Genomic DNA, 22,344 nt, shown 5'->3' with positions numbered 1-22,344 from the left:
TTTTTGAATAACCTTGTTTTCAAGTAATATGTTTTGTTCGCTTTGGCTTTCAGTGCGAATAAAGCGATCAATACAATAATTTTTGATTTAGGTAGACTTAACATGAAACGTACATTTCAACCATCTGTATTAAAACGCAGCCGTACTCACGGCTTCCGTGCCCGAATGGCGACAAAAAACGGCCGCCAGGTTTTAGCCCGTCGTCGTGCTAAAGGTCGTAAAAGTTTATCGGCTTAATGATTAATTTCGCGTGATTAAGCAAAGTTTAAACTTTCATCGGGGGCTACGTTTGTTAGCCCCTGAGCATTTCAGGCACGTCTTTCAAAATCCTCAACGCGCTTCGACACCCGAAGTCACTATTCTTGCTCGTTCTAATTCGGTCGGCAATCCCCGTTTGGGATTAACGGTCGCTAAAAAACACTTAAAGCGCGCTCATGATCGTAATCGCATCAAACGGTTATGCCGTGAAAGCTTTCGCCTTCTGCAGCATGAATTGCCTAATTATGATTTTGTGATTGTGGCAAAAGCGGGGATCGGAAAATTAGATAATTCCACGTTTACGGCAAGTTTGGCTAAATTATGGCAGCGTCACATTCGCTTGGCGAAAAAATCCTCATCAAGCTGATTCGTTTTTATCAGATCGTCATCAGTCCGTTAATCGGACCTCGTTGTCGGTTTGTGCCAACCTGTTCCTGTTACGGTTTAGAAGCGATAAAAACACATGGAGCAGTAAGAGGTGCTTGGCTTACGCTTAAACGTATATTAAAATGTCACCCTTTGAATGCGGGTGGTTACGATCCTGTGCCGCCTAAATCTGACAATCACTCCAAAGAGAACAAAAAATGAATTCCAGCCGTAGCTTATTAGCACTCGCTTTACTTTTTATTTCGTTCCTGGTCTATCAGCAATGGGAAATAGATAAGGCACCAAAACCTGTCGTCCGGGAAACAGCTGTTTCGCAATCCGATACGCCGAACAGCTCATCAGCTTCAACCTCAGCAGTAGACAGTCAGGCAAAAGGCCGAGTCATCACCTTACAAAATGACGTATTCCGGTTAAAAGTGGATACGCTTGGCGGTGATGTGATTGAAAGCGAATTATTGAATTATGCGCAAGAGTTAAACGGTGAAGAACGTTTTACTTTATTAGAAAATAAAGACGGTACAACCTATGTTGCGCAGAGCGGTTTAGTCGGTAAAAACGGTATTGACAGTGCGGCGGGTCGCGCTGATTACCAAGTTAACGGCGATAATTTTGTATTAGCCGAAGGACAGGACGAATTAAGCGTTCCGTTTACCTTTGAAAAAGACGGTGTAATTTATCGTAAAATATTTATGTTAAAACGCGGTTCTTACGATATAGCGGTAAATTATGAAATTCGGAATCAAAGCGATGAAACCATTGAAGTTCAGCCGTATGGTCAGTTGAAGCATACCTTGGTGGAAAGCTCAGGCAGTATGGCGATGCCGACTTATACCGGCGGGGCTTATTCTTCTTCGGAAACCAACTATAAAAAATATAGTTTTGACGACATGAAAGGCGCTAATCTTTCAGTGAATACTAAAGCCGGTTGGGTTGCCGTATTACAGCATTATTTCGTATCCGCCTGGATTCCTAATCAGGATGCGGACAATCAACTTTATACCACCACTAATAACGGTATGGGTTTCATCGGTTTCCGCGGTCCGACCGTGACGGTTCCGGCAGGTGCGACGGAAACGGTAAAAACAGCGCTTTGGACCGGTCCTAAACTGCAAAACCAAATGGGCGAAGTTGCCGAACATTTGGATTTAACCGTAGATTACGGCTGGGCATGGTTTATTGCCAAACCGTTGTTTGCGTTGCTAACCTTGATTCAAAGTTTAGTCAGTAACTGGGGCTTAGCGATTATCGGCGTCACTTTAGTGGTGAAAGCCATTCTGTACCCGTTAACCAAAGCACAATATACTTCCATGGCAAAAATGCGTATGTTGCAGCCTAAATTGCAGGAAATGCGCGAACGCTTCGGTGACGATCGTCAGCGCATGAGCCAGGAGATGATGAAGCTGTATAAAGAAGAAAAAGTGAATCCGTTAGGCGGTTGCTTACCGTTATTGATTCAAATGCCGATTTTCATCGCATTATACTGGACGTTTATGGAAGCGGTGGAATTACGTCATGCGCCGTTTTTCGGTTGGATTCAGGATTTATCGGCTCAGGATCCGTACTATATTCTGCCATTGCTTATGGGCGGCTCTATGTTCTTGTTGCAAAAATTATCCCCGACGCCGGTGGCGGATCCTATGCAACAAAAAGTGATGAATTTTATGCCGGTCATCTTTACCGTATTCTTCCTCTGGTTCCCGGCGGGCTTGGTGCTGTATTGGTTGGTTTCAAACGTGATTACCATCATTCAGCAACAATTAATCTATCGCGGATTAGAGAAAAAAGGGTTACATTCCCGTAAATCCAAATAACGAACAGAATAAAGGCATCAAAACGATGCCTTTATTTATTTTATGAATACGGTTAACGAATTAAAAAACGTTGCATTTTTTGACCGCACTTTACCGACGGTATTTTACGACGCAATTAGTCTCGGAAATTATTAAACTGGAACGGTTGACCGAGATCGGCGCCTTTCACTAATTGAATCACAGATTGTAAATCATCGCGGGATTTACCCGTTACACGTACCTGTTCGCCTTGAATTTGGGTTTGTACTTTTAATTTACTGTCTTTGATAAGCTTGGTAATTTTTTTCGCTATCTCGGTTTCGATGCCTTGTTTTAATTTTATTTCCTTTGAATATAGTTTACCGTGATGTTCGCTTTCAGCCGGAATATCCAACGAGGTGCTGTCGATACCGCGCTTCACGCAAGCGCCGATGAGAATCTCGATGAGCTGTTCCAATTGGAAATCCGATTCGGTCGTAACTTTAACGGTTTCATTTTTTTCGTTTAATTCGATTACCGCTTCCACGCCACGAAAATCATAACGCGAACTTAAGGCGCGATTAGCGTTTTCGACGGCGTTATTCACTTCGTGCATGGTAATTTCCGATACAATATCAAATGAAGGCATGAACTTTCTCCTTTTTTAATTTTTAAGCTGTTGGACTTTATCGTTCGCGCTGAGCAAGCAGAGCAGTCCCGTTAAGTCCGCAAAGTTTACCATAACTTGCGCTTGCTGTTGAACTTTGGGCTTGGCATGGAATGCCGCTCCTAAATTTGCCACCGCCATCATGGCTAAATCATTAGCGCCGTCGCCGACGGCGACGGTATTCTGTAAATCGACACCGAATTCCTGCGCCAGCGATTTCAGGGTGTTCGCTTTGTATTGTGCGTGTACGATATCGCCTTTGACATGACCGGTCAGCTTACCGTCGATAATTTCAAACTGATTGGATATCGCCGCATCCAGCGCCAGCGTTTCTTTCAGATAATCGGCGAAATAGGTAAATCCGCCGGAAGCAATAGCGACTTTCCAATTTTGCCGCTTTAAGGCGGCTACGGTCTCCCGTAATCCTTCCATTAACGGCAGTTTTTCGCGTACTTGGCTTAATATCTGTTGCGGTGCGCCTTTTAAGGTACCGACCCGGCGGCGTAAACTTTGTTCAAAGTCCAATTCACCGCGCATTGCGGCGGCAGTGATGGCGGAAACTTCATCGCCGGTGCCCGCCAGTTTGGCGATTTCGTCGATACATTCGATTTTAATCGCCGTGCTGTCCATATCCATCACTAACAAGCCGGGCTGACTTAAGCGTACGTGAAAATCAATCAAGGCGGCGTCTAACCGTAATTCATGGGCATATTCCACGTAACGGCGCTCGAATTGTCCCCGCAGCAAAACCACCGTATTTTTATCGATATGCCAGCAATCGAAAATGATAAAATTTTGACCGCACTTTGCCTGAAAATCCGTTAACTCGGATAAATTTAATGCGGTACCGAATAAAATAAAATAATCTTTTCCTTGGTCGGCTTGCCCGGATAAAAGTGCGGAGGGAAACGGCGAATATTTTTGAATAATGCTTTGCATGGCGTTCCTGTAGATTTGATCCTGTAATTTTAGAAATGGTACAATCATACATATTCTCAAATTTTAGGTAAAGAATTTGCAACTCGTTAAAGAAAAAATTCTGAAATCGGCATTGTTGACGGTGATTATCGCTTTATGCGCTGCGGTGATGGCGCTGATTTTATTCGGCGTTAAACAATTTCAAACGGGCTCTCAGCTGGCCGGTGTTAATCAGGTGGCGAATCTGTCGCATTTATTGGTGCGTCAGCAAACCAATTTGTTTTCAATGTTGTTGCAAAATAATGCGAACGGCGCAACGCTGACGGAAAGTCTGGATAAACTTATTAATGACGATATGGTGCTGGATGCGTCGTTGTATGCCAATAACGGAGAATTACTGGCGCAAAGTACGGCATCGCTGAATCTTCGTCGACGTTTGGGATTGGGAGCGGATGAAAGCGAGCGGGTGCAGCAGATTGTGGAACCCATTTATGCGGAAAATTCGGTAATCGGTTTTTTGCGCGTCAGTTTTGACGGTAGATATGGACAGGCGACCCAAAGTAAAGTGAGCCAGTTGTTTCATCATTTGTATGGTGAATTGATTATAGTTTTTCTGGTAGGCGCGCTACTGGCGAGCTCGGTACATTATTTTCTGGGGCATTACCGCCGTATTCGCCGACGTAATCATGAAGCGACGGCAGAAATTGTTAAGTCGACTAAATTAACGGGCAATAGTTATCATCGCCGCCGCCGTTTATGGCGCAGGTAATAAAAATTAACCGCACAAGAAAAAGTGCGGTTAATTTTTATCAGTTTCTAAATTATGCTAATTTTTTGATTTGAGCAGATAATTTAGATTTGTGGTTTGCAGCTTTGTTTGCATGAATTAAGCCTTTAGACGCCATACGGTCTACTACTTTTTGCATTTCTAAGAATGCGGCCTGAGCTGCTGATTTTTCACCTGCTGCAACTGCGGCATATACTTTTTTGATATATGTACGCATCATTGAACGTTGACTTGCGTTGTGTTGACGGCGTTTTTCAGATTGAACCGCGCGTTTTTTTGCTGACTTGATATTAGCCAAGGTCAAACTCCTACGAATTTCAGTTAAATATGATTTAAAATTTTGTTGATTTTCGGTGAGACACAACCGAATGTTTCCACCGTTTTAAGGTGCCGCATTAAGCCATTCGCGACGAGATCAACGATGTGGGCGAGATTTTAGCAGTTTTTTTCATCGGAATATAGCTTAAAAATTAATTTTCTATAAAATTAACGCAATTTTTATTGTTAACGGAATACTGTTTTGAGTAAACGACTTTTAAAATCAAGCCTGTTGGTGAGCATCATGACATTATTATCCCGCGTATTGGGTTTAGTGCGAGATGTGGTGATAGCCAATATCATCGGGGCGGGCGTCGCGGCGGATGTGTTTTTATTTGCCAATCGTATCCCTAATTTTTTACGTCGCCTGTTTGCGGAAGGAGCCTTTTCTCAGGCGTTTGTGCCGGTGTTAGCGGAATACCAAAAGGCCGGTGACGTAGACAAAACACGGGAATTTATCGCTAAAGTATCGGGGACCCTGGGCGGATTGGTTTCCGTCGTGACATTACTGGCAATGATCGGTTCGCCGGTAGTCGCCGCTATTTTCGGGACAGGGTGGTTCGTGGATTGGCTGAATGACGGTCCTAACGCCGATAAATTTACTCAGGCTTCACTGCTGCTGAAAATTACTTTTCCTTATTTATGGTTTATCACATTTGTGGCGCTATCCGGTGCGGTGCTGAATACTTTGGGTAAGTTCGGCGTGATGTCCTTTTCACCGGTATTGTTGAATATTGCCATGATTGCCACCGCACTTTTGTTGGCTCCGCATATGGATAATCCGGATTTAGCCCTTGCCATCGGGATTTTTATCGGGGGGTTATTGCAGTTTTTATTTCAACTGCCGTTCCTGAAGCGGGCCAAGCTATTGGTTAAACCCAAATGGGCATGGAACGATGAAGGCGTGAAGAAAATCCGCACACTGATGATTCCCGCATTATTCGGGGTGTCCGTCAGCCAAATCAATCTTTTGCTGGATACATTTATTGCCAGTTTCCTGATGACGGGTTCTATCAGTTGGCTGTATTATTCCGACCGATTACTGGAATTTCCTCTCGGCTTGTTCGGCATCGCCATTTCCACTGTGATTTTACCCACACTGGCACGTCAGCATGCCGACTGTACGGATAATGCGGCGCAGGGCGTAACTGATTTTCGTCAAACCATGGATTGGGGCGTGCGAATGATTTTATTGTTGGGCGTGCCTGCCGCTACCGGTATTGCCGTATTGGCGCAGCCCATGCTGTTAACCCTGTTTATGCGCGGGCAATTTATGCTGAGCGACGTACAGGCGACTTCACATGCGCTGTGGGCGATTAATACCGGATTATTGAGTTTTATGCTGATTAAAATTTTGGCGAACGGTTATTATGCCCGTCAGGATACGAAAACGCCGGTGAAAATCGGCATTATCGCCATGGTGAGCAATATGGCGTTTAATCTATTGGCGATTCCGTTCAGTTATGTGGGATTAGCCATGGCATCCGCTATGTCGGCGACCTTGAATGCTTATTTGCTTTATCGCGGATTAGCAAAACAGGATGTTTACCATTTCAGTAAGCAAAGTGCGGTTTTTTTCTTAAAGGTTTTGACAGCGGCAGGCGTAATGGGCGGATTGGTTTGGCATTTCAGTCCAAGTCTGGAAGTGTGGCATGCTATGAAATTCCTCACCCGCGTGCATTGGCTGGCATGGCTGATTATTTTGGCGGCGGTCAGTTATGCCGTGTGTCTGGTGTTGTTAGGCGTGCGAAAACATCATTTAGCGGCGCGTAGTTAAAATACCATAATGCAAAAAGTGCGGTCAATTTTTAAAATGTTTTTAAACTTGACCGCGCTTTCGTATATGCGCTTATAGAATCTGATAAATTAAGCGTCGATACCTTCGAATAACGCCGTGCTTAGGTAACGTTCTGACGCGGAAGGTAAAATGACTACGATTAATTTGTCGGCAAATTCCGGTAATTTAGCCAGACGTTCCGCCGCTGCGACGGCTGCGCCGGACGAAATGCCTGCCAAAATGCCTTCTTCCGCCATTAAACGGCGGGCTGTGGCAATCGCATCGTCACTGGTTACGGTTTCAACGCGATCGATTAAACTTAAATCCAGGTTTTTAGGAATGAAGCCGGCACCGATACCTTGAATTTTGTGCGGACCGGGTTTCAGTTCTTCCCCTTTTAAGGTTTGTGTAATCACCGGGCTTTCCGCCGGTTCCACTGCAACGGCTGTGATTTGTTTACCTTTGCCTAATTTGATGGCGCGGGTGATACCGGTAATCGTACCGCCGGTGCCGACGCCTGCGACTACGACATCCACTTTTCCTTCCGTATCTTCCCAAATTTCAGGTCCGGTGGTTTGTTGGTGAATAGCCGGATTTGCCGGGTTTTCAAATTGCTTTAACATGATATAACGATTCGGATCGCTTGCTACGATTTCTTCCGCTTTGGTAATTGCGCCCTTCATACCTTTCGCCCCTTCGGTGAGCACCAGATTAACCCCTAAACCGCGTAATAAACGTTTACGCTCGGTACTCATGGTTTCCGGCATGGTTAAGGTTATTTTGTAACCGCGGGCCGCCGCGACATAAGCTAAAGCAATCCCGGTATTACCGCTGGTGGCGTCAACGATTTCTTTGTCCTTAGTCAATGTCCCGTCTTTTTCTGCCTGCCAAACCATATTCGCACCGATACGGCATTTTACGCTGAAGCTCGGGTTGCGTCCTTCGATTTTAACAACGATGTTGCCGTTTTGACCGAAGTGTTGTAAACGCACGAGCGGGGTATGACCGATGGAATATGAGTTGTCTGCATAAATTGTCATGTGAAAATCTCCTTGAAGGGGGCTGTTTAATATGGTGTGTATTTTTAGCATAGCCGGTTATAGAAAAAAAAGATTTATTTGATCTATTTTATAACGAAAAGCTATTAATGATTTGTCACTTTCTTGCTCGTGCAAGAAAGTAACCAAAGAACACGCCCCGGTTTTGCCGCTTTTCCTTTTTTATACGAGATTTTTTTAACGAAAAGTTTGGATGTCTACGCACCCGAAACTTTTCTAAAAATCCCGTATAAAAAAGGGCGTCAAAAACGGGGAAAAAGAGATTTTAGTGACAAAGTGCGGTCGGTTTTTGGGGCGTTTTGGATATTAAAATACCCGCTTGAGAGCGGGTATTGAATGGGAGCTTTTGATTATTTCACACGGGATACGTATTCGCCGGAGCGGGTGTCCACTTTGATGACTTCGCCGATTTGGATAAAAAGCGGAACGCGGACGACTGCGCCGGTGCTTAATGTTGCCGGTTTGCCTCCGGTGCCGGCAGTGTCGCCTTTCAGACCCGGGTCGGTATCTACAACTTCTAATTCCACAAAGTTTGGCGGAGTAACGGAAATCGGGGAACCGTTCCATAATGTTACGATACATTCCGCTTGGTCCAATAACCATTTTTCCGCTTCGCCGACCGCTTTGGCGTCCGCAGAATATTGTTCGAAAGTTTCAGGATGCATGAAATACCAGAACGCTTCGTCTTTGTATGAATAGTTCAGATTTAAATCCATAACGTCCGCCGCTTCAACCGAAGTACCGGATTTGAAGTTTACATCCAATACTTTACCGGAAATTAATTTGCGAATACGGGTACGAGTGAATGCCTGACCTTTACCCGGTTTAACGAATTCGTTTTCGATGATGACGCAAGGTTCGCCGTCCTGCATAAATTTTAGACCCGGTTTGAAGTCAGTGGTAGTATATGAAGCCATATTATCCTCAATTTGATGTAGAGCTTATTAGAAAGTGTATATTTTAACTCAAAATATCCCTGTTAGAGAAGAACCAAAACAAGAAAATTGGCTGGAAGTTCTGGCTAATGCGGTTTCCGATCCTGTAGAACTGTTAAAAATGTTGAATTTATCGGCACAATTCAGCAAACGGGATTTCGCCGCCCGCAAGCTTTTTCCCCTGAGAGTGCCGATTCCGTTTATTACCAAAATGGAAAAAGGCAACCCGCAGGATCCGTTGCTGTTACAGGTTATGCTCTCTCATCAGGAATTTTTATATGCGGAAGGGTTCAATAAGGATCCGCTGGAAGAACAAAAAATGCCGGCGCCCAATATTCTGCACAAATATCATAACCGATTATTATTTATGGTAAAAAATGCTTGTGCGGTAAATTGTCGTTACTGTTTCAGACGGCATTTCCCTTATAATCAAAGCCAGGGAAATAAAGCTAACTGGCGTCAGGCGATCGAATACATTGCGGAAAATCCGCAAATCGAAGAAGTGATTTTTTCCGGCGGAGATCCGTTAATGGCGAAAGATCACGAACTGGATTGGTTGATTAAACAATTGGAAACCATTCCGCATTTACAACGTCTGCGTATTCATTCCCGCCTGCCGGTGATGATTCCGCAACGAATTACGTCTGCGTTGTGCCGAATGTTGCAAAACTCACGGCTGAAAGCGGTGTTGGTAACGCATATTAACCATCCCAATGAAATTGATGATGTACTGGCACAAGCGATGGTACGGTTAAAGCAGGCTCGGGTAGAGTTGCTTAATCAGTCCGTATTGCTGAAAAATGTGAACGACAATGCGGCGGTTTTGAAAACACTGAGCGATAATTTGTTTGAAATCGGCATTTTGCCTTATTATCTGCACCTGCTGGACAAAGTGGAGGGGGCGGCTCATTTTTATGTGTCCGATGAAAGTGCGGTCAAAATTTATCGTGATTTACAGGCGACGACATCCGGTTATCTGGTGCCGAAGTTGGCGCGGGAAATTGCAAATGAGCCGAATAAAACTTTGTATTCGGGATAGGGATCCGATAGAATACCCTTAATTTCGACCGCACTTTTCAGGTGCTTGATTTCAGTTTTTAATGCCGAGGTATATCGTGGAAAATACGCCCAAAAATGATTCTGCCAATCAAAACGAATTGGATTTAGGTCTCAATTCAAATGAACCGGTTACACCGAGAAAAGCAACGACAAATGAACCGTCTTTTTTAAATAAATTATTCAAGAAAAAAGAAACGGCAACTAACCCGTTTGCCGAACGTCGTGAACCGACTTTTGGCACGGAGAAAGTCAATGCAACGCTTAACCCGGGTGAAGTGGTGAAATCCGTGGCGGCTTCCATGAATAACAATCCGAGCAATAACGCAAACGGCGTTAATCCGCAACAACCGACCGCAACAGCAAGCAACATCGCACAAGGTTATAGCGCACCGACTTATTCCTCCTCTCCAAATTCACAACCGAAAGAGGCGACATCGGCCCGAGGCAATGATTCAGTGCAAACGGAAAATGTAAATTATGCCGATGAATCCGGCACAAATAAAAAAACGGTAACATCCAAAACCTCCTTTAAAAATCCGGAAGATTGGAAGGTTATGCAAAAATTGCCGCACAAACATCGTCGTTTGTTTCTGGCTATTGCAGCAGCCGTGGTGATTTTAGCGGCATTATTGCTGTTAAAACCACGTTCCGAAACAGTGGAAGACTTCCAGGCGAACAGTAACGGCAATACCATGCCTATTGAATTCCAGTCGTTAGATCCGAATAAACCGTTGGAAAATACGGAAACGGCGAACGCCGATACTGTTGCGCCGTCGCCGGATGTGAATGCGCAAGCTGATAATAGCCGACCGAACGAGCAAGCGACTCAAGCGGCTTCTAATGCGGTAACGAATGCGGTGTCTGTCGCGACGGGTGCGTACAATACGGTCAACCAGTCCGCCGAATCTGCGACGGCTGCGAACCTACCGGCGGCTAATACGGTGTCGGCGGCAAATTCTGTAATCAACAACGCAGATCATCAGGCTCAATTAAAAGCGGCGGAACAAACGCGTTTAGAAAAAGCCCGCGAAGCACAACGTAAAGCGGAACAACAGGCGCAAGCCGTGAAGTTAAAAGCTGAGCAACAAGCAAAAGAAAAAGCCCGTTTAACGCAACAACAAGCGCAGACGAAAGCCCAGCCGGCCAAAACGCCGGTAGTCGATGCCAAACCGGCGGGAAATAAAGCGGTTGCCCGTCAATCTAAAGCCGTTAACGGTTCGTCAAAAACCTTGACGATTCCGTCCGGTACGTCGCTGTTTCAGGTTTTCCGTACGAACGGATTGGATATTCGCGATGCGAATGCTATGACTAAAGCGAGCGGTGCAAATAACGTATTAAGCAGCTTTAAGGCAAATGATAAAGTTCAGGTTGCCACCAACGGTGAAGGTCGGGTAGTTACCATGCGCTTATCCGACGGTTCGGTCTTTACTCGTCAGTCGGACGGCACTTATAAATACAGCAAATAGGAAAAACAATTGTGAAAACGACCGCACTTTTTTTGTCAGCCTTGCTTCTGTTGGGATGTTCTCATAATATCCTTCCTAAGCCTGTTGAGGCGAAACCGAAACCGCAAACGGCAATGTTAAACAAAACCAAACAAACCGGTGTCGCCACTCGTTATGTTTGTAAAGATGATAAAGAAGTGCGGGTCATACACGAGAAAGTGCTGACCAAAAAATCGACAAAGAACGTAGAAACCATTTATTTAACTTTCGGACAGGTGACGGAAAAATTAAAATCTACCATATCCGCAAGCGGGAAAGTTTACACTAACATTCATCTACGCTGGATTGAACGCGTAGGGGGAGCAAATACGCTGACCAATAGTGTCGGTGTGATTTTAGCGGATGTATGTGTCGCGCAGTAGACCTGTTGAACCCATAAAGAACGCCCCAAATATACTGTTGTAAATTAATTAAAAAAACAGCGATATTAATGTTGTTTAATAAATGATTTTTTATGTGCCGACGCGGGCGAACTAAGAATAGCTCGGCGAAGGTGTTTTCGTTTGTGCCTATTACGGTATCGTAAATCCAAATCCAAATTTTAGTCTTTTTAAAAACAGTCATTTTATTATTGAATATGCAAATAAGAATTGTTATTATTGAACTAAAATTCCGAGTGTTTTAGTCGGGTATATTGAAGCGAATATGACGTTGAGCCGAATTTAAAACCTTAGATGACCGTAAGCGATGGAAATAAAGAACAAGTTGCCGGTTATCAAGGATAGTCTCAGAAATTTTTTGCACACCAGAAAACCAAACAGGAGTCAACCATGTTAAAAAACATCGAAAAAGCAACCGTATTAAATTTAGCCGATCAAATCGCTTTTCACGAAGGGCAGGTAAGCAGTAAAACTCTGGCGCAGAATAAAGGGGCGGGGTTAACGTTATTCAGTATTCCGCAAGGTGAGGGGATTAGCGCACATAAAGCGCCGGGCGATGCGTTAGTAACGGTGTTGGAAGGGAAGGCGCGCATTACGATTGATCAAACGGATTATGAAGTTTCAGCAGGAGAAAGCATTGTCATGCCCGCCAATATTCCGCATGCGCTGTACGGTATTGAAAACTTCAAGTTCTTTTTAACCGTCGTATTTCCGCGTCCGGAAGAAAAATAATTTCATTAGAACATATATTGATACGATGCCGATATGAATCGTATTCCGTACCTAAAAGGTTAACTGAATACAGGTTGCAGGGGCAATCCCATTGTGCCCACGTGCTGCTTTATTCCGTCATCCTCGGCGAACGCCTGCAATTGAACGAAGCCCAACGCGATACCCTCTGTACCGTCGCGGTTTTCCACGACAGCCAAAGACAAGACGATAGTTACGACACCGGTCACGGTGGGCGAGCCGCCGTCTATTACCGCCGCTACTGTGAAACGCATGAATTATTCGTGGATGATACCGCTGTCGCTCTGATGAAATATCACGATCGTAACGACGATTTCGGCATCGCTGGAATTGAAAAATACCTGCCGAATACGGCGGAGGCGACATTCCTTTATCAAATCTTCAAAGACGCCGACGGTCTCGACCGTTTTCGCCTGGGCGAACAATATTTTGACCCTCGGTATCTGCGCACCGACGCTGCCCGGGAATTGACGGAATTTGCACGGGCGTTGGTAGCGGAGAGTGAAACGGTGCTTGCGACAGACTGATAATAAATGCCGATAAGGGACGCCGCCGACGCCATAGCACGGCTGACCATAGGCCTGGGAGGCTCCCCGCCTGCCGTGGCAGTGAAACTACCGGTTTTCGCCGCGGTTAAAAAGGCTTTGACCGCTAAAATACCGTTCATTTTTTTCTGATATTTGTTTCATAAATTGAAATAATCAAATTCAAAAAACGTGGTTTTTTCCAATTTTTATTTCAGTATAATACACCGCATTCCCCCGCTGAGCGCGCTCGGTTTCGACGGCAAAACTTTACAAGATCGTGACGAAAAATAAGGAAAACAGCATGAAAAAATTATTGATTTGTACCGCCGTGTCGGCAAGCATGGCATTGTCGGGCTGCCAAACCGCATCCGCCGAAGCGGGTCGCAACCAAACCGTCGCACAGGCTGCCGTGCAAACGCAGGTAGAACGCAACAAAGCCAATGCCTTGGCCTTTTACGAAATGGCGTTCAACCGGCACAAAGTGCAAGAAGCGACGGAAAAATACGTCGGCGAACCCTATTTGCAGCACAACCCTGACGTTGCGGACGGCGGTCAGGCGTTTATCGATGCGTTCGTACCGTTTTTGAACAAGCACCCGAAATCCAAGGCCGAAATCAAACGCGTAATGGCGGACGGCGATTTGGTGATGCTGCACGTGCACAGCACCATGGATGAAAAAGACCGCGGCGAAGCAGTGGTGGATATTTTCCGTTTTGACGAAAACGGCAAAATCGTCGAACACTGGGACGTAATCCAGCAAGTGCCGGAAAAAACCGCCAGCGGCCGCTCAATGTTTTAATTTGACTTAACGAGGAATCCGACATGAAAAAAATCGCAATCATCGGCGCAAACGGCCAAGCCGGCAGCAAAATCGTAGACGAAGCTTTACTGCAAGGCTACGACGTGACCGCCGTCGTGCGCAACCCGGCGTACCAAAACGAGAAAACGAAAGTGATCTGCAAAGACATCATGAGCCTGGAAAAAAGCGATTTGGCCGGCTTTGACGCAGTCATCACCGCATTCGGCACCTGGAGCGAAGAGACCCGCCACCTGCACACCGACGGGCTGATGCACCTGGCCGATTTGTTAAGCGGTACGTCGACCCGATTGCTGGTGGTCGGCGGCGCAGGCGGGCTTTACACCGACGAGAGCCACACCACCCGCCTGCTCGATACCCCCGATTTCCCCGAAGCCTACAAACCGACCGCCACCGCGATGTCGAAAGGCCTGGCCGCGTTGGGAAAACGAGACGACGTGCGATGGACCTATCTCTCCCCCGCGGCGGAATTCGAGGCGGACATGCCGCGAACCGGTAAATACATCACCGCGGGCGAAGTCTTCACCGTCAACGACAAAGGCGAGAGCGTCATCAGCTATGCGGATTATGCGATTGCGATGATCGACGAGCTCAAAAACGAACAATTCGTCCAAAAACGCTTCAGCGTGCTGGGGGTTTAAAACCCTGCGATTATTTCCGCTTAGGCGACGAATAGTCCGAAAAATACCCGTTCCGGAATATACCGATGAGCGGATGTTAAACCTTGAAAAGCGCATCCGGTAAGAGAGCAATTCGGTAAAGTTCCGGAAAAATCCGACCGCTTATTGAGCCGTTTTCAAAAGTCGGATAGGTTAATTTATCTAAATATTGAGCTTTGTATTGTGCAGGGTTCAGTCTTTCTAACATGTTCATCCATTCTTTTGTATCGTAAAACACACTTTGGTCTCTGCGAATTATCGGGCAATCGGTCGGTTTTAGGAAATGCTTTTAGTCAATTGATGACAGGGTGCATGAGAAATGTTATGACGTTGAGCAACTTCACGGAGACCGAAATCTTACTCGGTAATCAGTTTGATAACGTTTAAACGAAATGGATAAGAATGAGACATCATCTGCACTTCCAATCAGATGTTCTACCTTTAGGGTGTAGATCAAGCTGAAAACGGTATTTTTGTTTTCCGCTCCCAACCATCACGCTGGGTGATACCTGACTATCAATATTATCGATTTGAAATGATATGTTCGCTCTTCTATAATTTAACCATTTATCGGTTATCCCTTTTTAAATCAACAAGGAGCAAGCAACAATGACCCATCCCGTAAAATCCTATGCCGCATTCAGCGCCACCACCCCTTTAAAACCCCATGATTTTGAGCGTCGCGACCTGCGTGAAGACGACGTGTTAATCGATATTCTGTATTGCGGCGTGTGCCATTCCGACCTGCACACCGCCCGCAACGACTGGGGCTGGACGCACACTTACCCGATCGTACCCGGCCACGAAATCATCGGCCGCGTCGCCCAAACCGGCAGCAATGCCAAAAAATTCAAAGTCGGCGACTTGGTGGGCGTGGGCTGCATGGTCGATTCCTGCCGCACCTGTTCGCCTTGCCAGCGCGGTTTGGAACAATACTGCGAAGAAGGCAACACCGGCACCTACGGCAGCCATGACCGCCACGACGGCAGCCTGACCCAAGGCGGCTACAGCACGGCGGTAGTGGTGAGCGAAGATTTCGTGCTGCGCGTTTCCGAAAAACTGGACACCAAAGCCGTCGCCCCGCTGTTGTGTGCCGGTATCACCACCTATTCGCCGCTCAAACACTGGAACGTGGGCAAAGGCTCGAAAGTGGGCGTGGTCGGCCTCGGCGGCCTCGGCCACATGGCGGTCAAACTGGCCAAAGCGATGGGCGCGGAAGTGACCCTCTTCACCCGATCCGCCGGCAAATCCGACGACGCTTTCCGCTTGGGCGCAAGCCGCGTGGTGCTTTCCACCGACGAAGCGCAAATGAAAGAAGTCGCCAACACCTTTGACGTGATTATCGACACCGTGCCATACACCCACGACTTGAAACCTTACATCCCGACCCTGGCCTTGGACGGCACCTTGGTGCTGGTCGGCTTGGTAGGCGAACTGGAGCAGACCATCAACACCGTACCGATGATTATGGGCCGCCGCTCCGTCGCCGCCTCTGTCATCGGCGGCATTCCGGAAACGCAGGAAATGCTGGACTTCTGCGCCGAACACGACATCGTGCCGGATGTGGAAATGATCGACATGCAAACCATCAACGAAGCCTACGAACGCATGCTCAAATCCGACGTGAAATACCGCTTCGTGATTGATATGGCGAGTTTGAAACAATAAGGTTTTGTGTTAACGACAGGCCGTCTGAAAGATTGATTTCAGACGGCCTTTCTGTTTTTGAAAACCGGTTTGCAAGCGGTCGGATTTTTCCGGAATTTTGCAAAAACGTTTTGAAAAACCGTTTTCGGGTATTTTTCTAATCCCTAATCTCTCTGTCCGTTGTTCATCTCTTTTTCAAAGCGGAACATTTCATCGGGCATGGTGTCGTGCCGCCGGTTGTCGGAGTGCGCTCGGTCGCGGTAAAACGCCACGATGTGAAAGCCGCATTTCAGGTAAAAATGGATATTGCGTTTTTCAAAATAGGGGGTGTGGGTTTCCCAGGTTTCGGTTTGCGGGTAGCGTTGTTCGATCAGCTTCCACGCCTGTTGCCCGATGCCTTTGCCGTGTTTTTCAGTGCGGATGAAAAACAGTTCCAATTCATTGCGCTGCGTTTGCGGGTCGATTTTGACCACCGCGCCGCCGACCGGGTCGCCGTTTTGTTCAATCAGCAGGCTTTCCGCTTTTTTGCCCTGCATGGCGGATTCGATTTCTCCGCGGCTGATGATCTCTTCGCCGTCTTGCAACGAATCCTGCACCGCCTGACGGAAAGCCTGCTGCAAAGCGGTAATAAACCATTCGTGCTTTTCGGCGGGCAAGGGTTTGATATTAAGCATATTTTTTCCTTTACTGTAGGTTGAGGCCGTCTGAAAGACAGTATTGAAAACGGTTTTCAGACGGCATCGGATTATTGCCGTTCGCCCAGCTTTCTGTCTTCCGCCGTCACCGAGGTCAGTTTCGCCAGTTTCGGTGCCAGCCAATTGCGGGCATCGTCCATCAGCGAGTAGATCACCGGCACGAAAATCAGGCTGAGCAGGGTAGAGGCAATCAGGCCGCATATTACGGCGACGGCCATCGGGGCGCGGAAGGCCGCCCCGGAGCCGCTGGCCAGGACGGCGGGTACCATCCCCGCCACCATGGCGATGGTGGTCATGATGATCGGGCGGGCAAGGCAAGAGTTTGACTGGCTCGCCAACACGCCCGATGCGTGGATTTGGCACGGGGTCAATCCTGCCGACACCGCCAATATCGTCAAACGGCTAAACGGGCTGAACCGAGACGGCATTTGGCGGCCGTTCGGTTATGCCAACTTTGTGGAACTGCTGGAAAACCCGAACGAACCCGCCCGTCTTTACAACAATATTTACCTGCGTGGCGGAGCAAACGGCTTGCGGGAATTTTGGCAGGAACAGCAGGCACAAGGGCTGTCGCACGTTACCCTCAACCTCAAACCCGGCACCCGCCCCGCCGGTGAAGTGCTGCACGATTTGGCGGAAAACGTGTTGGCGAAGTTATAAACGCAAAAACACCGCTTGCAGGCTGCAAGCGGTGGTTTTTTATGAAAATTTTTCAAAACGGTTTTCAGGCTGCCCGAACGCTACTCCCTTAACGCAGAAAGCACCGTTTCAAAGGCTTTGGAGTGGTGTTTTCGGCTGGGGTAGTAGGCATAAAGCGGTTCGTAAGTCATACGGTATTCGCCCAGCACTTCCACCAGCTCGCCCGATTTCAATTCTTTTTCCACCATAAAATACGGCATAAACCCGATGCCCAAGTGATGTTTGATTGCAGGCAGGGGATTGCTGTTGAGCAAAAGCTGTCCTTTGGGAGTATAAGATACCGGCTTGCCCTTAATCCGAAAATCCCACGCAATCGGCCGGCGGTCTGCCGCTAAGCGTAAAGCAATCAGGCGGTGATTGTCCAAGTCTTTGATATGTCGGGGGATGGGTTTGTCGGCAAGGTATCGGGGGCTGGCGACAATGGCTGTCGTCAAAGGCGGGGAAACTTTAACCGCCACCATATCTTTTGCCACATCATCGCCTATTCGCACGCCCATATCAAAGCCTTCGCCGACGATGTCCACAAAACGGTTTTCGCTGTGCAGTTCAATCTGAATATGGGGAAAGCGGCTCAAAATCGGGGCGAGTTTGGGCAAAACCGCCATTTCTATGGCAACCTGACTGGCGTTAATGCGTACCGTCCCCATCGGCGTGTCTTGATTTTCTTCAAGTTTTTGTACCGATAAATCAATGGCTTGCAGGTAGGGCGAAATGTCGTTTAACAGGCTTAATCCTTCGGGCGTGGGCGAGACACTTCGGGTGGTTCGGTTGAGCAGGCGGATATTCAGACGGTTTTCCAGATTACTGACACAATGCGACACCGCCGAAGCGGAAATGCCGAGTTTTTCGCCGGCTTTGGTAAAGCTTTTGTGTTCGACAACCAAGACAAAGGTGCGTAAGTCGTTTAAGTTTTGCATAAAGATGATTGAGTTGAGAGTTTCTCACTATTATAGCAAATTTGTGAATTAAATTCACAAGTTCATCAAATTTTGCCTACTAATAAAATGCAATGCTATCGGTTATTATGTACTCATATCTTGTTTTATAAGGAGAAAAATATGTCGCTCTCACGTAGAAATTTGTTAAAAAGCAGCGGGGTGCTGGGGCTGGGTGTTGCGGTGTCCGCCGGTTCCGGCGTTCTGACGGCGGGTAAGGCTTTTGCCGACAACCAATCTCCAAAGCCGACTCGAACCCCGCTAAATCAAAGAAAATTGGGCAAATTTACCGTATCGGCTTTGGGCTTGGGCTGTCAGGGCTTCGGACAGAATATGTACGGCGTGCCGGAACCCGCCAAAGAGCAGTCTGTTAGGGTTATCCGCCAAGCCTTTGACCACGGCGTTACGTTTTTTGACACCGCCGAAGCCTACGGGCCGTTTAAAAGTGAGGCGATTGTGGGCGAAGCAATCAAACCGTTCCGCAAACAAATTGTACTGGCAACCAAATACGGTTGGGACATTGACCAAGCCACAGGACAACGCACGGGCAAGGTAAACAGTAAGCCTGCCCATATCAAGCGGGTGGTGGACAATATGCTCAAACGCCTGCAAACCGATTATATCGATTTGCTCTATCAACACCGTGCCGACCCCGAAGTTCCCGTAGAAGAGATTGCAGGGACGATGCAGGAGCTGATGAAAGCCGGCAAAATTTTAGGTTACGGATTGTGCGAAGTTTCACCGCAAACCATCAGAAAAGCCCATGCCATCGCCCCGATTACTGCCGTTCAAAGCGAGTATTCCCTGCTGTTTCGCGGGCGTGAAAACGATGTGTTGCCTGTGTGTCGTGAATTGGGTATCGGCTTTGTGCCGTGGTCTCCGTTGGGAATGGGGACTTTGGCGGGCTATGTCAATGAAAATACCCGCTTTGCCGATGACCCCAGCCAAGATTTGCGTGGCATTTTGCCCCGTTTTGCCCCTGAAAATTTAGCCCAAAATGCCAAACTGTTTGTCTTAATCCGCAAATGGGCAGACCGAAAAGTTTGTACGCCTGCCCAGTTTTCACTGGCGTGGTTGTTGGCTCAATATGACGGCATCGTGCCGATTGCCGGCACAACCAAAGGTTTTCATTTAATGGAAAATCTGGGAGCAAACGATATTGTATTTACCGATAGCGAATTACAAGCGTTCCGCAACGAATTGGAGCAAATCCAAATCACGGGCGAACGCCTGCCCGAAGCCATTTTAAAATTCTCAGAAGTCCGATAGGAGGATAAACCATGCAAAACATCACCTTATCCAACAGCGTATCCATGCCCGTTTTGGGTTTCGGCACTTTTCAGATTCCGCCCCAGCCTATCAATTTTACTCTATCTAATCAAAATAATCCCTTTCCATTACAATGTTGGAGTTCACTATGTTGAAAAAATTATCACTTTCCTTTTTAACCCTTTCACTTTTTACCGCTTTTGCCCAAGCGGAAATTCAGGCAGGGAACGGTATTGCGGTGGTGCAAACTGCACAAGGCACGGTGCAGGGCTATATTCAAGACGGCATTTTGACTTACAAAGGCATTCCCTACGCCCAAGCACAACGCTTTATGCCGCCGCAAAAAGTGGCAAAGTGGGACGGGATTAAAACCGCTTTAACCTATGGCGATGTTTGCCCACAAACACGGTTTGGCGGTCGTTCATTCTTTTTTGTGGGGAATGAAATGCCTGAGAGCGAAGCGTGCCAAAATTTGAATGTGTGGACACCTGCTCTGAATGACGGCAAAAAACGGGCGGTAATGGTGTGGATTCACGGCGGTGGTTTCCAATCAGGCTCATCAAATGATTTGGTCAGCTTCGACGGCGAAAACCTTGCCCGTAGCCAAGATGTGGTTGTGGTGTCGGTGAATCATCGCTTAAATGCAATGGGGCATTTGGATTTATCCGCCTATGGCGAACAGTATAAAAATTCCGCGAATGTGGGCGTAATGGATTTGGTCGCTTCCCTTGAATGGGTAAAAGAGAATATCGCTCAATTTGGGGGCGATCCTGATAATGTAACTATTTTCGGCGAAAGTGGCGGTGGGGCAAAAGTGCTAACCCTAATGGCAACCCCTGCGGCACAAGGCTTGTTTCATAAAGCGATTGTGCAAAGCGGTGCGGTGGAGAAAATGGGAATGACCCTAACCAGCCGTGAGGCAAGCCGTAAAGTGGCGGAGTTTACGCTGGCAAATTTAGGCATTACCGAAGTGGCAAAACTGGCAGATTTTACCCCAGCCCAGATTAACGAAGCGACAGATAAGGCATTAAAACAGACGGCTGAAACCTTGCAACTTACCGATTTGCGTGGCACGGGGATCAATCTTCAATGGGCACCAACGCTAGACGGCAACTATATTCCACAAGACCCCGTAGGCGAAAAATACCCTGAAATGGCGAAAAACATTCCGCTGTTAATTGGTTCAAATTTAACCGAGTGGGAGAGCTTTCCACTGCAACTAGATGTGGCGAAATATCAAAACGATAACCGCAACACTTGGACAGACGAGCAAAAACAGCAAAAATTAGCGGAACGCTTTGGCGAGAAATCGGCTGAAATCCAAAATGCGTTCAAACAGGCATACCCAGCGCGAAATATCGCAGATGCCCTTTATGTGGACACTTTCTTGCGTGTGCCTGCCTTGAAAACCGCCCGCTTGAAAGCGGATCAACGCTCTGCCCCAGTGTATAACTATCTGTTTTCGTGGGATACGCCTGTGTTTAATGGTATTCCAATGAGCTACCACATCGCAGAAATTGCCTTTGTATTCAACAACATAGACAAAATGCAACAAGCCACAGGCGGTGGTGAACAAGCTCAAAAACTCGCCAACACAATGAGTACCGCTTGGGCAAACTTCGCCAAAACCGGCAACCCAAACGGCAAGGGCTTACCACAATGGGACGCTTACAACCGTGAAAACGGAGCAACGATGATTTTTGATAACGAAGTCAAACAAGTGCAACACCACGATGAAGCCTTGTTAAAACTGCTTGCACCGAATGTGAAATTTTAATTTGCGTATGGGGTAATGAATTTTTCTCATACCCCTTATGAATCAAACCCTATTTATCTACTGCGATTTATCACAGAAAATAGGTTATTCAAACAACCGAGAGAGAAAAATGATGAAAACACTCACCGTACTTTTTATCGCCCTGTTTGCCACACAAGTAGCACAGGCAAAAAACTTAATTATCTATTTCTCACAGCCTGAAAATTACACCGCCGAGCAACTGGTGGACGGGGTATCAGGGGCAAGCAAATTGATTAAAAACGGCGAAATGCTCGGGGCGAACGAATATCTTGCCAAAGAGATTCAGAAAACCGCAGGGGGCGAACTGTTCCGTTTGGAAACCGTCAAGCCTTACCCCACCACGCATCAGCCGTTATTGGATTACGCCCAAAACGAACAACGCCAAAACATCAAACCCGAATTAAAAGCCCTGCCGAATTTAGACGGTGTGGATACGGTATTTTTGGTGTACCCGATTTGGTGGTATAAAGCCCCGATGGCGTGGTACAGCCTGCTTGAACAAACCGATTTCAGCGGCAAAACCATTGTGCCGGTTGTCGGACACGGCGGCAGCCGTTTCAGCGGTACGGATCGTGAATTGAAAAAATTAGCCCCGAACGCTATCGTCAAAGACGGTTTTGAAGCCTACCTGCACAAAAGCGTGCGTGCCGAACCCCAAGTGGAAGCGAAATTGGCGGAGTTTTTGCAAAAGAACGGGTATGCTAAATAATCTCCCATCCTTGCACAAGCT

Annotated in this window: 26 protein-coding genes; 18 read left to right on the top strand and 8 right to left on the bottom strand. The window is 47.0% G+C overall.

Translation table 11 applies throughout. The annotated features are described in order from the left end of the window. Positions 1 to 102 precede the first annotated feature (102 nt). From rpmH to yidC, 4 genes are read left to right on the top strand one after another with little or no spacing between them, the layout of a single operon-like run. Positions 103 to 237: a 50S ribosomal protein L34 gene (gene rpmH / locus ASUC_RS10935; RefSeq protein ID WP_005539760.1), complete on the top strand. Its 135-nt coding sequence runs from the start codon at positions 103 to 105 to the stop codon at positions 235 to 237. Between the two features lie 13 nt (positions 238 to 250). Next, positions 251 to 625 carry a ribonuclease P protein component gene (rnpA, locus tag ASUC_RS10930; RefSeq protein ID WP_012073836.1) on the top strand — a complete coding sequence of 125 codons (375 nt, stop codon included), beginning with the start codon at positions 251 to 253 and terminating at the stop codon, positions 623 to 625. Further along, positions 580 to 846, top strand: coding sequence for a membrane protein insertion efficiency factor YidD (yidD, locus tag ASUC_RS11210; protein ID WP_012073835.1), 267 nt, complete (start codon positions 580 to 582; stop codon positions 844 to 846). Before rnpA ends, yidD begins: the two co-directional genes overlap by 46 nt. Further along, positions 843 to 2,456, top strand: a complete 1,614-nt coding sequence (yidC, locus tag ASUC_RS10925) for a membrane protein insertase YidC (RefSeq protein ID WP_012073834.1) — start codon at positions 843 to 845, stop codon at positions 2,454 to 2,456. Before yidD ends, yidC begins: the two co-directional genes overlap by 4 nt. 115 nt (positions 2,457 to 2,571) lie before the next feature. On the opposite strand, the gene ASUC_RS10920 is transcribed toward yidC, so the two are convergent. Together ASUC_RS10920 and serB are read right to left on the bottom strand one after the other, a co-directional pair. Further along, positions 2,572 to 3,063, bottom strand: a complete 492-nt coding sequence (locus tag ASUC_RS10920) for a YajQ family cyclic di-GMP-binding protein (protein WP_012073833.1) — start codon at positions 3,061 to 3,063, stop codon at positions 2,572 to 2,574. A 15-nt stretch (positions 3,064 to 3,078) separates the two neighbouring features. Then, on the bottom strand, positions 3,079 to 4,020 hold the full coding sequence (gene serB, locus ASUC_RS10915; protein ID WP_012073832.1) for a phosphoserine phosphatase: 942 nt from the start codon (positions 4,018 to 4,020) through the stop codon (positions 3,079 to 3,081). 76 nt (positions 4,021 to 4,096) lie between these two features. Between serB and ASUC_RS10910 the strand changes: the two genes are divergently transcribed. After that, positions 4,097 to 4,768: a YtjB family periplasmic protein gene (locus ASUC_RS10910; protein ID WP_012073831.1), complete on the top strand. Its 672-nt coding sequence runs from the start codon at positions 4,097 to 4,099 to the stop codon at positions 4,766 to 4,768. Between the two features lie 52 nt (positions 4,769 to 4,820). On the opposite strand, the gene rpsT is transcribed toward ASUC_RS10910, so the two are convergent. Continuing rightward, a complete protein-coding gene (rpsT, locus tag ASUC_RS10905; RefSeq protein WP_012073830.1) occupies positions 4,821 to 5,084 on the bottom strand; it encodes a 30S ribosomal protein S20 in 264 nt (87 codons plus the stop codon). Positions 5,085 to 5,306: 222 nt separating this feature from the next. Between rpsT and murJ the strand changes: the two genes are divergently transcribed. Then, positions 5,307 to 6,881 carry a murein biosynthesis integral membrane protein MurJ gene (gene murJ, locus ASUC_RS10900; protein WP_041834678.1) on the top strand — a complete coding sequence of 525 codons (1,575 nt, stop codon included), beginning with the start codon at positions 5,307 to 5,309 and terminating at the stop codon, positions 6,879 to 6,881. 89 nt (positions 6,882 to 6,970) lie between these two features. On the opposite strand, the gene cysK is transcribed toward murJ, so the two are convergent. Together cysK and efp are read right to left on the bottom strand one after the other, a co-directional pair. After that, a complete protein-coding gene (cysK, locus tag ASUC_RS10895) occupies positions 6,971 to 7,921 on the bottom strand; it encodes a cysteine synthase A (RefSeq protein WP_012073828.1) in 951 nt (316 codons plus the stop codon). A gap of 368 nt (positions 7,922 to 8,289) precedes the next feature. Further along, the gene (efp, locus tag ASUC_RS10890; RefSeq protein WP_012073827.1) at positions 8,290 to 8,856 is read right to left on the bottom strand and encodes an elongation factor P; all 567 of its coding nucleotides are present in this window, start codon (positions 8,854 to 8,856) and stop codon (positions 8,290 to 8,292) included. Positions 8,857 to 8,890: 34 nt separating this feature from the next. Between efp and epmB the strand changes: the two genes are divergently transcribed. The 8 genes from epmB (at position 8,891) to ASUC_RS10850 (ending at position 16,239) form a co-directional block, all read left to right on the top strand. Continuing rightward, on the top strand, positions 8,891 to 9,913 hold the full coding sequence (gene epmB, locus ASUC_RS10885; protein WP_012073826.1) for an EF-P beta-lysylation protein EpmB: 1,023 nt from the start codon (positions 8,891 to 8,893) through the stop codon (positions 9,911 to 9,913). 61 nt (positions 9,914 to 9,974) lie between these two features. Beyond that, positions 9,975 to 11,399 (top strand): LysM-like peptidoglycan-binding domain-containing protein, encoded by a 1,425-nt coding sequence (locus tag ASUC_RS10880; protein ID WP_012073825.1) that lies wholly within the window; start codon positions 9,975 to 9,977, stop codon positions 11,397 to 11,399. An 11-nt stretch (positions 11,400 to 11,410) separates the two neighbouring features. Further along, positions 11,411 to 11,800: an MliC family protein gene (locus ASUC_RS10875; protein WP_012073824.1), complete on the top strand. Its 390-nt coding sequence runs from the start codon at positions 11,411 to 11,413 to the stop codon at positions 11,798 to 11,800. Positions 11,801 to 12,208: 408 nt separating this feature from the next. After that, a complete protein-coding gene (locus ASUC_RS10870; protein ID WP_012073823.1) occupies positions 12,209 to 12,550 on the top strand; it encodes a cupin domain-containing protein in 342 nt (113 codons plus the stop codon). 74 nt (positions 12,551 to 12,624) lie between these two features. After that, positions 12,625 to 13,095 (top strand): HD domain-containing protein, encoded by a 471-nt coding sequence (locus ASUC_RS10865; protein WP_049752200.1) that lies wholly within the window; start codon positions 12,625 to 12,627, stop codon positions 13,093 to 13,095. Between the two features lie 301 nt (positions 13,096 to 13,396). After that, positions 13,397 to 13,894, top strand: coding sequence for a nuclear transport factor 2 family protein (locus ASUC_RS10860; protein WP_012073821.1), 498 nt, complete (start codon positions 13,397 to 13,399; stop codon positions 13,892 to 13,894). A gap of 23 nt (positions 13,895 to 13,917) precedes the next feature. Next, positions 13,918 to 14,553: an NAD(P)-dependent oxidoreductase gene (locus tag ASUC_RS10855; protein WP_012073820.1), complete on the top strand. Its 636-nt coding sequence runs from the start codon at positions 13,918 to 13,920 to the stop codon at positions 14,551 to 14,553. Between the two features lie 627 nt (positions 14,554 to 15,180). Then, the gene (locus tag ASUC_RS10850) at positions 15,181 to 16,239 is read left to right on the top strand and encodes an NAD(P)-dependent alcohol dehydrogenase (protein ID WP_012073819.1); all 1,059 of its coding nucleotides are present in this window, start codon (positions 15,181 to 15,183) and stop codon (positions 16,237 to 16,239) included. Positions 16,240 to 16,382: 143 nt separating this feature from the next. Here the strand turns inward: ASUC_RS10850 and ASUC_RS10845 are convergent, their stop codons facing one another. Together ASUC_RS10845 and ASUC_RS10840 are read right to left on the bottom strand one after the other, a co-directional pair. Then, the gene (locus ASUC_RS10845) at positions 16,383 to 16,892 is read right to left on the bottom strand and encodes a GNAT family N-acetyltransferase (RefSeq protein ID WP_012073818.1); all 510 of its coding nucleotides are present in this window, start codon (positions 16,890 to 16,892) and stop codon (positions 16,383 to 16,385) included. A 71-nt stretch (positions 16,893 to 16,963) separates the two neighbouring features. Next, positions 16,964 to 17,209 (bottom strand): efflux RND transporter permease subunit, encoded by a 246-nt coding sequence (locus ASUC_RS10840; protein WP_041834675.1) that lies wholly within the window; start codon positions 17,207 to 17,209, stop codon positions 16,964 to 16,966. On the opposite strand from ASUC_RS10840, the gene ASUC_RS10835 reads away from it, so the two are divergent. After that, a complete protein-coding gene (locus tag ASUC_RS10835) occupies positions 17,193 to 17,573 on the top strand; it encodes an LLM class oxidoreductase (protein ID WP_198003513.1) in 381 nt (126 codons plus the stop codon). The two genes, ASUC_RS10840 and ASUC_RS10835, sit on opposite strands and share 17 nt — an antisense overlap. Before the next feature lie 80 nt (positions 17,574 to 17,653). Here the strand turns inward: ASUC_RS10835 and ASUC_RS10830 are convergent, their stop codons facing one another. After that, entirely contained in the window at positions 17,654 to 18,529 is an 876-nt protein-coding gene (locus tag ASUC_RS10830; RefSeq protein WP_012073817.1) for a LysR family transcriptional regulator, read from the bottom strand. A 141-nt stretch (positions 18,530 to 18,670) separates the two neighbouring features. Between ASUC_RS10830 and ASUC_RS10825 the strand changes: the two genes are divergently transcribed. The 3 genes from ASUC_RS10825 to ASUC_RS10815 all read left to right on the top strand — a co-directional run bounded on the left by ASUC_RS10825 (position 18,671) and on the right by ASUC_RS10815 (position 22,323). Continuing rightward, on the top strand, positions 18,671 to 19,816 hold the full coding sequence (locus tag ASUC_RS10825) for an aldo/keto reductase (RefSeq protein WP_012073816.1): 1,146 nt from the start codon (positions 18,671 to 18,673) through the stop codon (positions 19,814 to 19,816). Positions 19,817 to 19,964: 148 nt separating this feature from the next. Next, positions 19,965 to 21,593, top strand: a complete 1,629-nt coding sequence (locus ASUC_RS10820; protein WP_012073815.1) for a carboxylesterase/lipase family protein — start codon at positions 19,965 to 19,967, stop codon at positions 21,591 to 21,593. A gap of 37 nt (positions 21,594 to 21,630) precedes the next feature. Next, positions 21,631 to 22,323, top strand: a complete 693-nt coding sequence (locus ASUC_RS10815) for a flavodoxin (RefSeq protein WP_012073814.1) — start codon at positions 21,631 to 21,633, stop codon at positions 22,321 to 22,323. Positions 22,324 to 22,344: the final 21 nt, after the last annotated feature.

It is taken from the genome of Actinobacillus succinogenes 130Z (assembly GCF_000017245.1).
Classification (GTDB): Bacteria; Pseudomonadota; Gammaproteobacteria; order Enterobacterales; family Pasteurellaceae; genus Exercitatus; species Exercitatus succinogenes.
Note: the sequence above shows the minus strand (reverse complement) of the source record. Positions and strands in the feature narration are given on the sequence as shown.

What these genes read in the sequence shown, in the direction of transcription:
- rpmH (WP_005539760.1), top strand. Translation starts at nt 103, where the DNA reads ATGAAACGTACATTTCAACCATCTGTATTAAAACGCAGCCGTACTCAC.
- yidD (WP_012073835.1), top strand. Translation starts at nt 580, where the DNA reads ATGGCAGCGTCACATTCGCTTGGCGAAAAAATCCTCATCAAGCTGATT.
- yidC (WP_012073834.1), top strand. Translation starts at nt 843, where the DNA reads ATGAATTCCAGCCGTAGCTTATTAGCACTCGCTTTACTTTTTATTTCG.
- ASUC_RS10920 (WP_012073833.1), bottom strand. Translation starts at nt 3,063, where the DNA reads ATGCCTTCATTTGATATTGTATCGGAAATTACCATGCACGAAGTGAAT.
- serB (WP_012073832.1), bottom strand. Translation starts at nt 4,020, where the DNA reads ATGCAAAGCATTATTCAAAAATATTCGCCGTTTCCCTCCGCACTTTTA.
- cysK (WP_012073828.1), bottom strand. Translation starts at nt 7,921, where the DNA reads ATGACAATTTATGCAGACAACTCATATTCCATCGGTCATACCCCGCTC.
- efp (WP_012073827.1), bottom strand. Translation starts at nt 8,856, where the DNA reads ATGGCTTCATATACTACCACTGACTTCAAACCGGGTCTAAAATTTATG.
- ASUC_RS10880 (WP_012073825.1), top strand. Translation starts at nt 9,975, where the DNA reads ATGCCGAGGTATATCGTGGAAAATACGCCCAAAAATGATTCTGCCAAT.
- ASUC_RS10870 (WP_012073823.1), top strand. Translation starts at nt 12,209, where the DNA reads ATGTTAAAAAACATCGAAAAAGCAACCGTATTAAATTTAGCCGATCAA.
- ASUC_RS10860 (WP_012073821.1), top strand. Translation starts at nt 13,397, where the DNA reads ATGAAAAAATTATTGATTTGTACCGCCGTGTCGGCAAGCATGGCATTG.
- ASUC_RS10855 (WP_012073820.1), top strand. Translation starts at nt 13,918, where the DNA reads ATGAAAAAAATCGCAATCATCGGCGCAAACGGCCAAGCCGGCAGCAAA.
- ASUC_RS10850 (WP_012073819.1), top strand. Translation starts at nt 15,181, where the DNA reads ATGACCCATCCCGTAAAATCCTATGCCGCATTCAGCGCCACCACCCCT.
- ASUC_RS10845 (WP_012073818.1), bottom strand. Translation starts at nt 16,892, where the DNA reads ATGCTTAATATCAAACCCTTGCCCGCCGAAAAGCACGAATGGTTTATT.
- ASUC_RS10835 (WP_198003513.1), top strand. Translation starts at nt 17,193, where the DNA reads ATGGCGATGGTGGTCATGATGATCGGGCGGGCAAGGCAAGAGTTTGAC.
- ASUC_RS10840 (WP_041834675.1), bottom strand. Translation starts at nt 17,209, where the DNA reads ATGACCACCATCGCCATGGTGGCGGGGATGGTACCCGCCGTCCTGGCC.
- ASUC_RS10830 (WP_012073817.1), bottom strand. Translation starts at nt 18,529, where the DNA reads ATGCAAAACTTAAACGACTTACGCACCTTTGTCTTGGTTGTCGAACAC.
- ASUC_RS10825 (WP_012073816.1), top strand. Translation starts at nt 18,671, where the DNA reads ATGTCGCTCTCACGTAGAAATTTGTTAAAAAGCAGCGGGGTGCTGGGG.
- ASUC_RS10820 (WP_012073815.1), top strand. Translation starts at nt 19,965, where the DNA reads ATGTTGAAAAAATTATCACTTTCCTTTTTAACCCTTTCACTTTTTACC.
- ASUC_RS10815 (WP_012073814.1), top strand. Translation starts at nt 21,631, where the DNA reads ATGAATCAAACCCTATTTATCTACTGCGATTTATCACAGAAAATAGGT.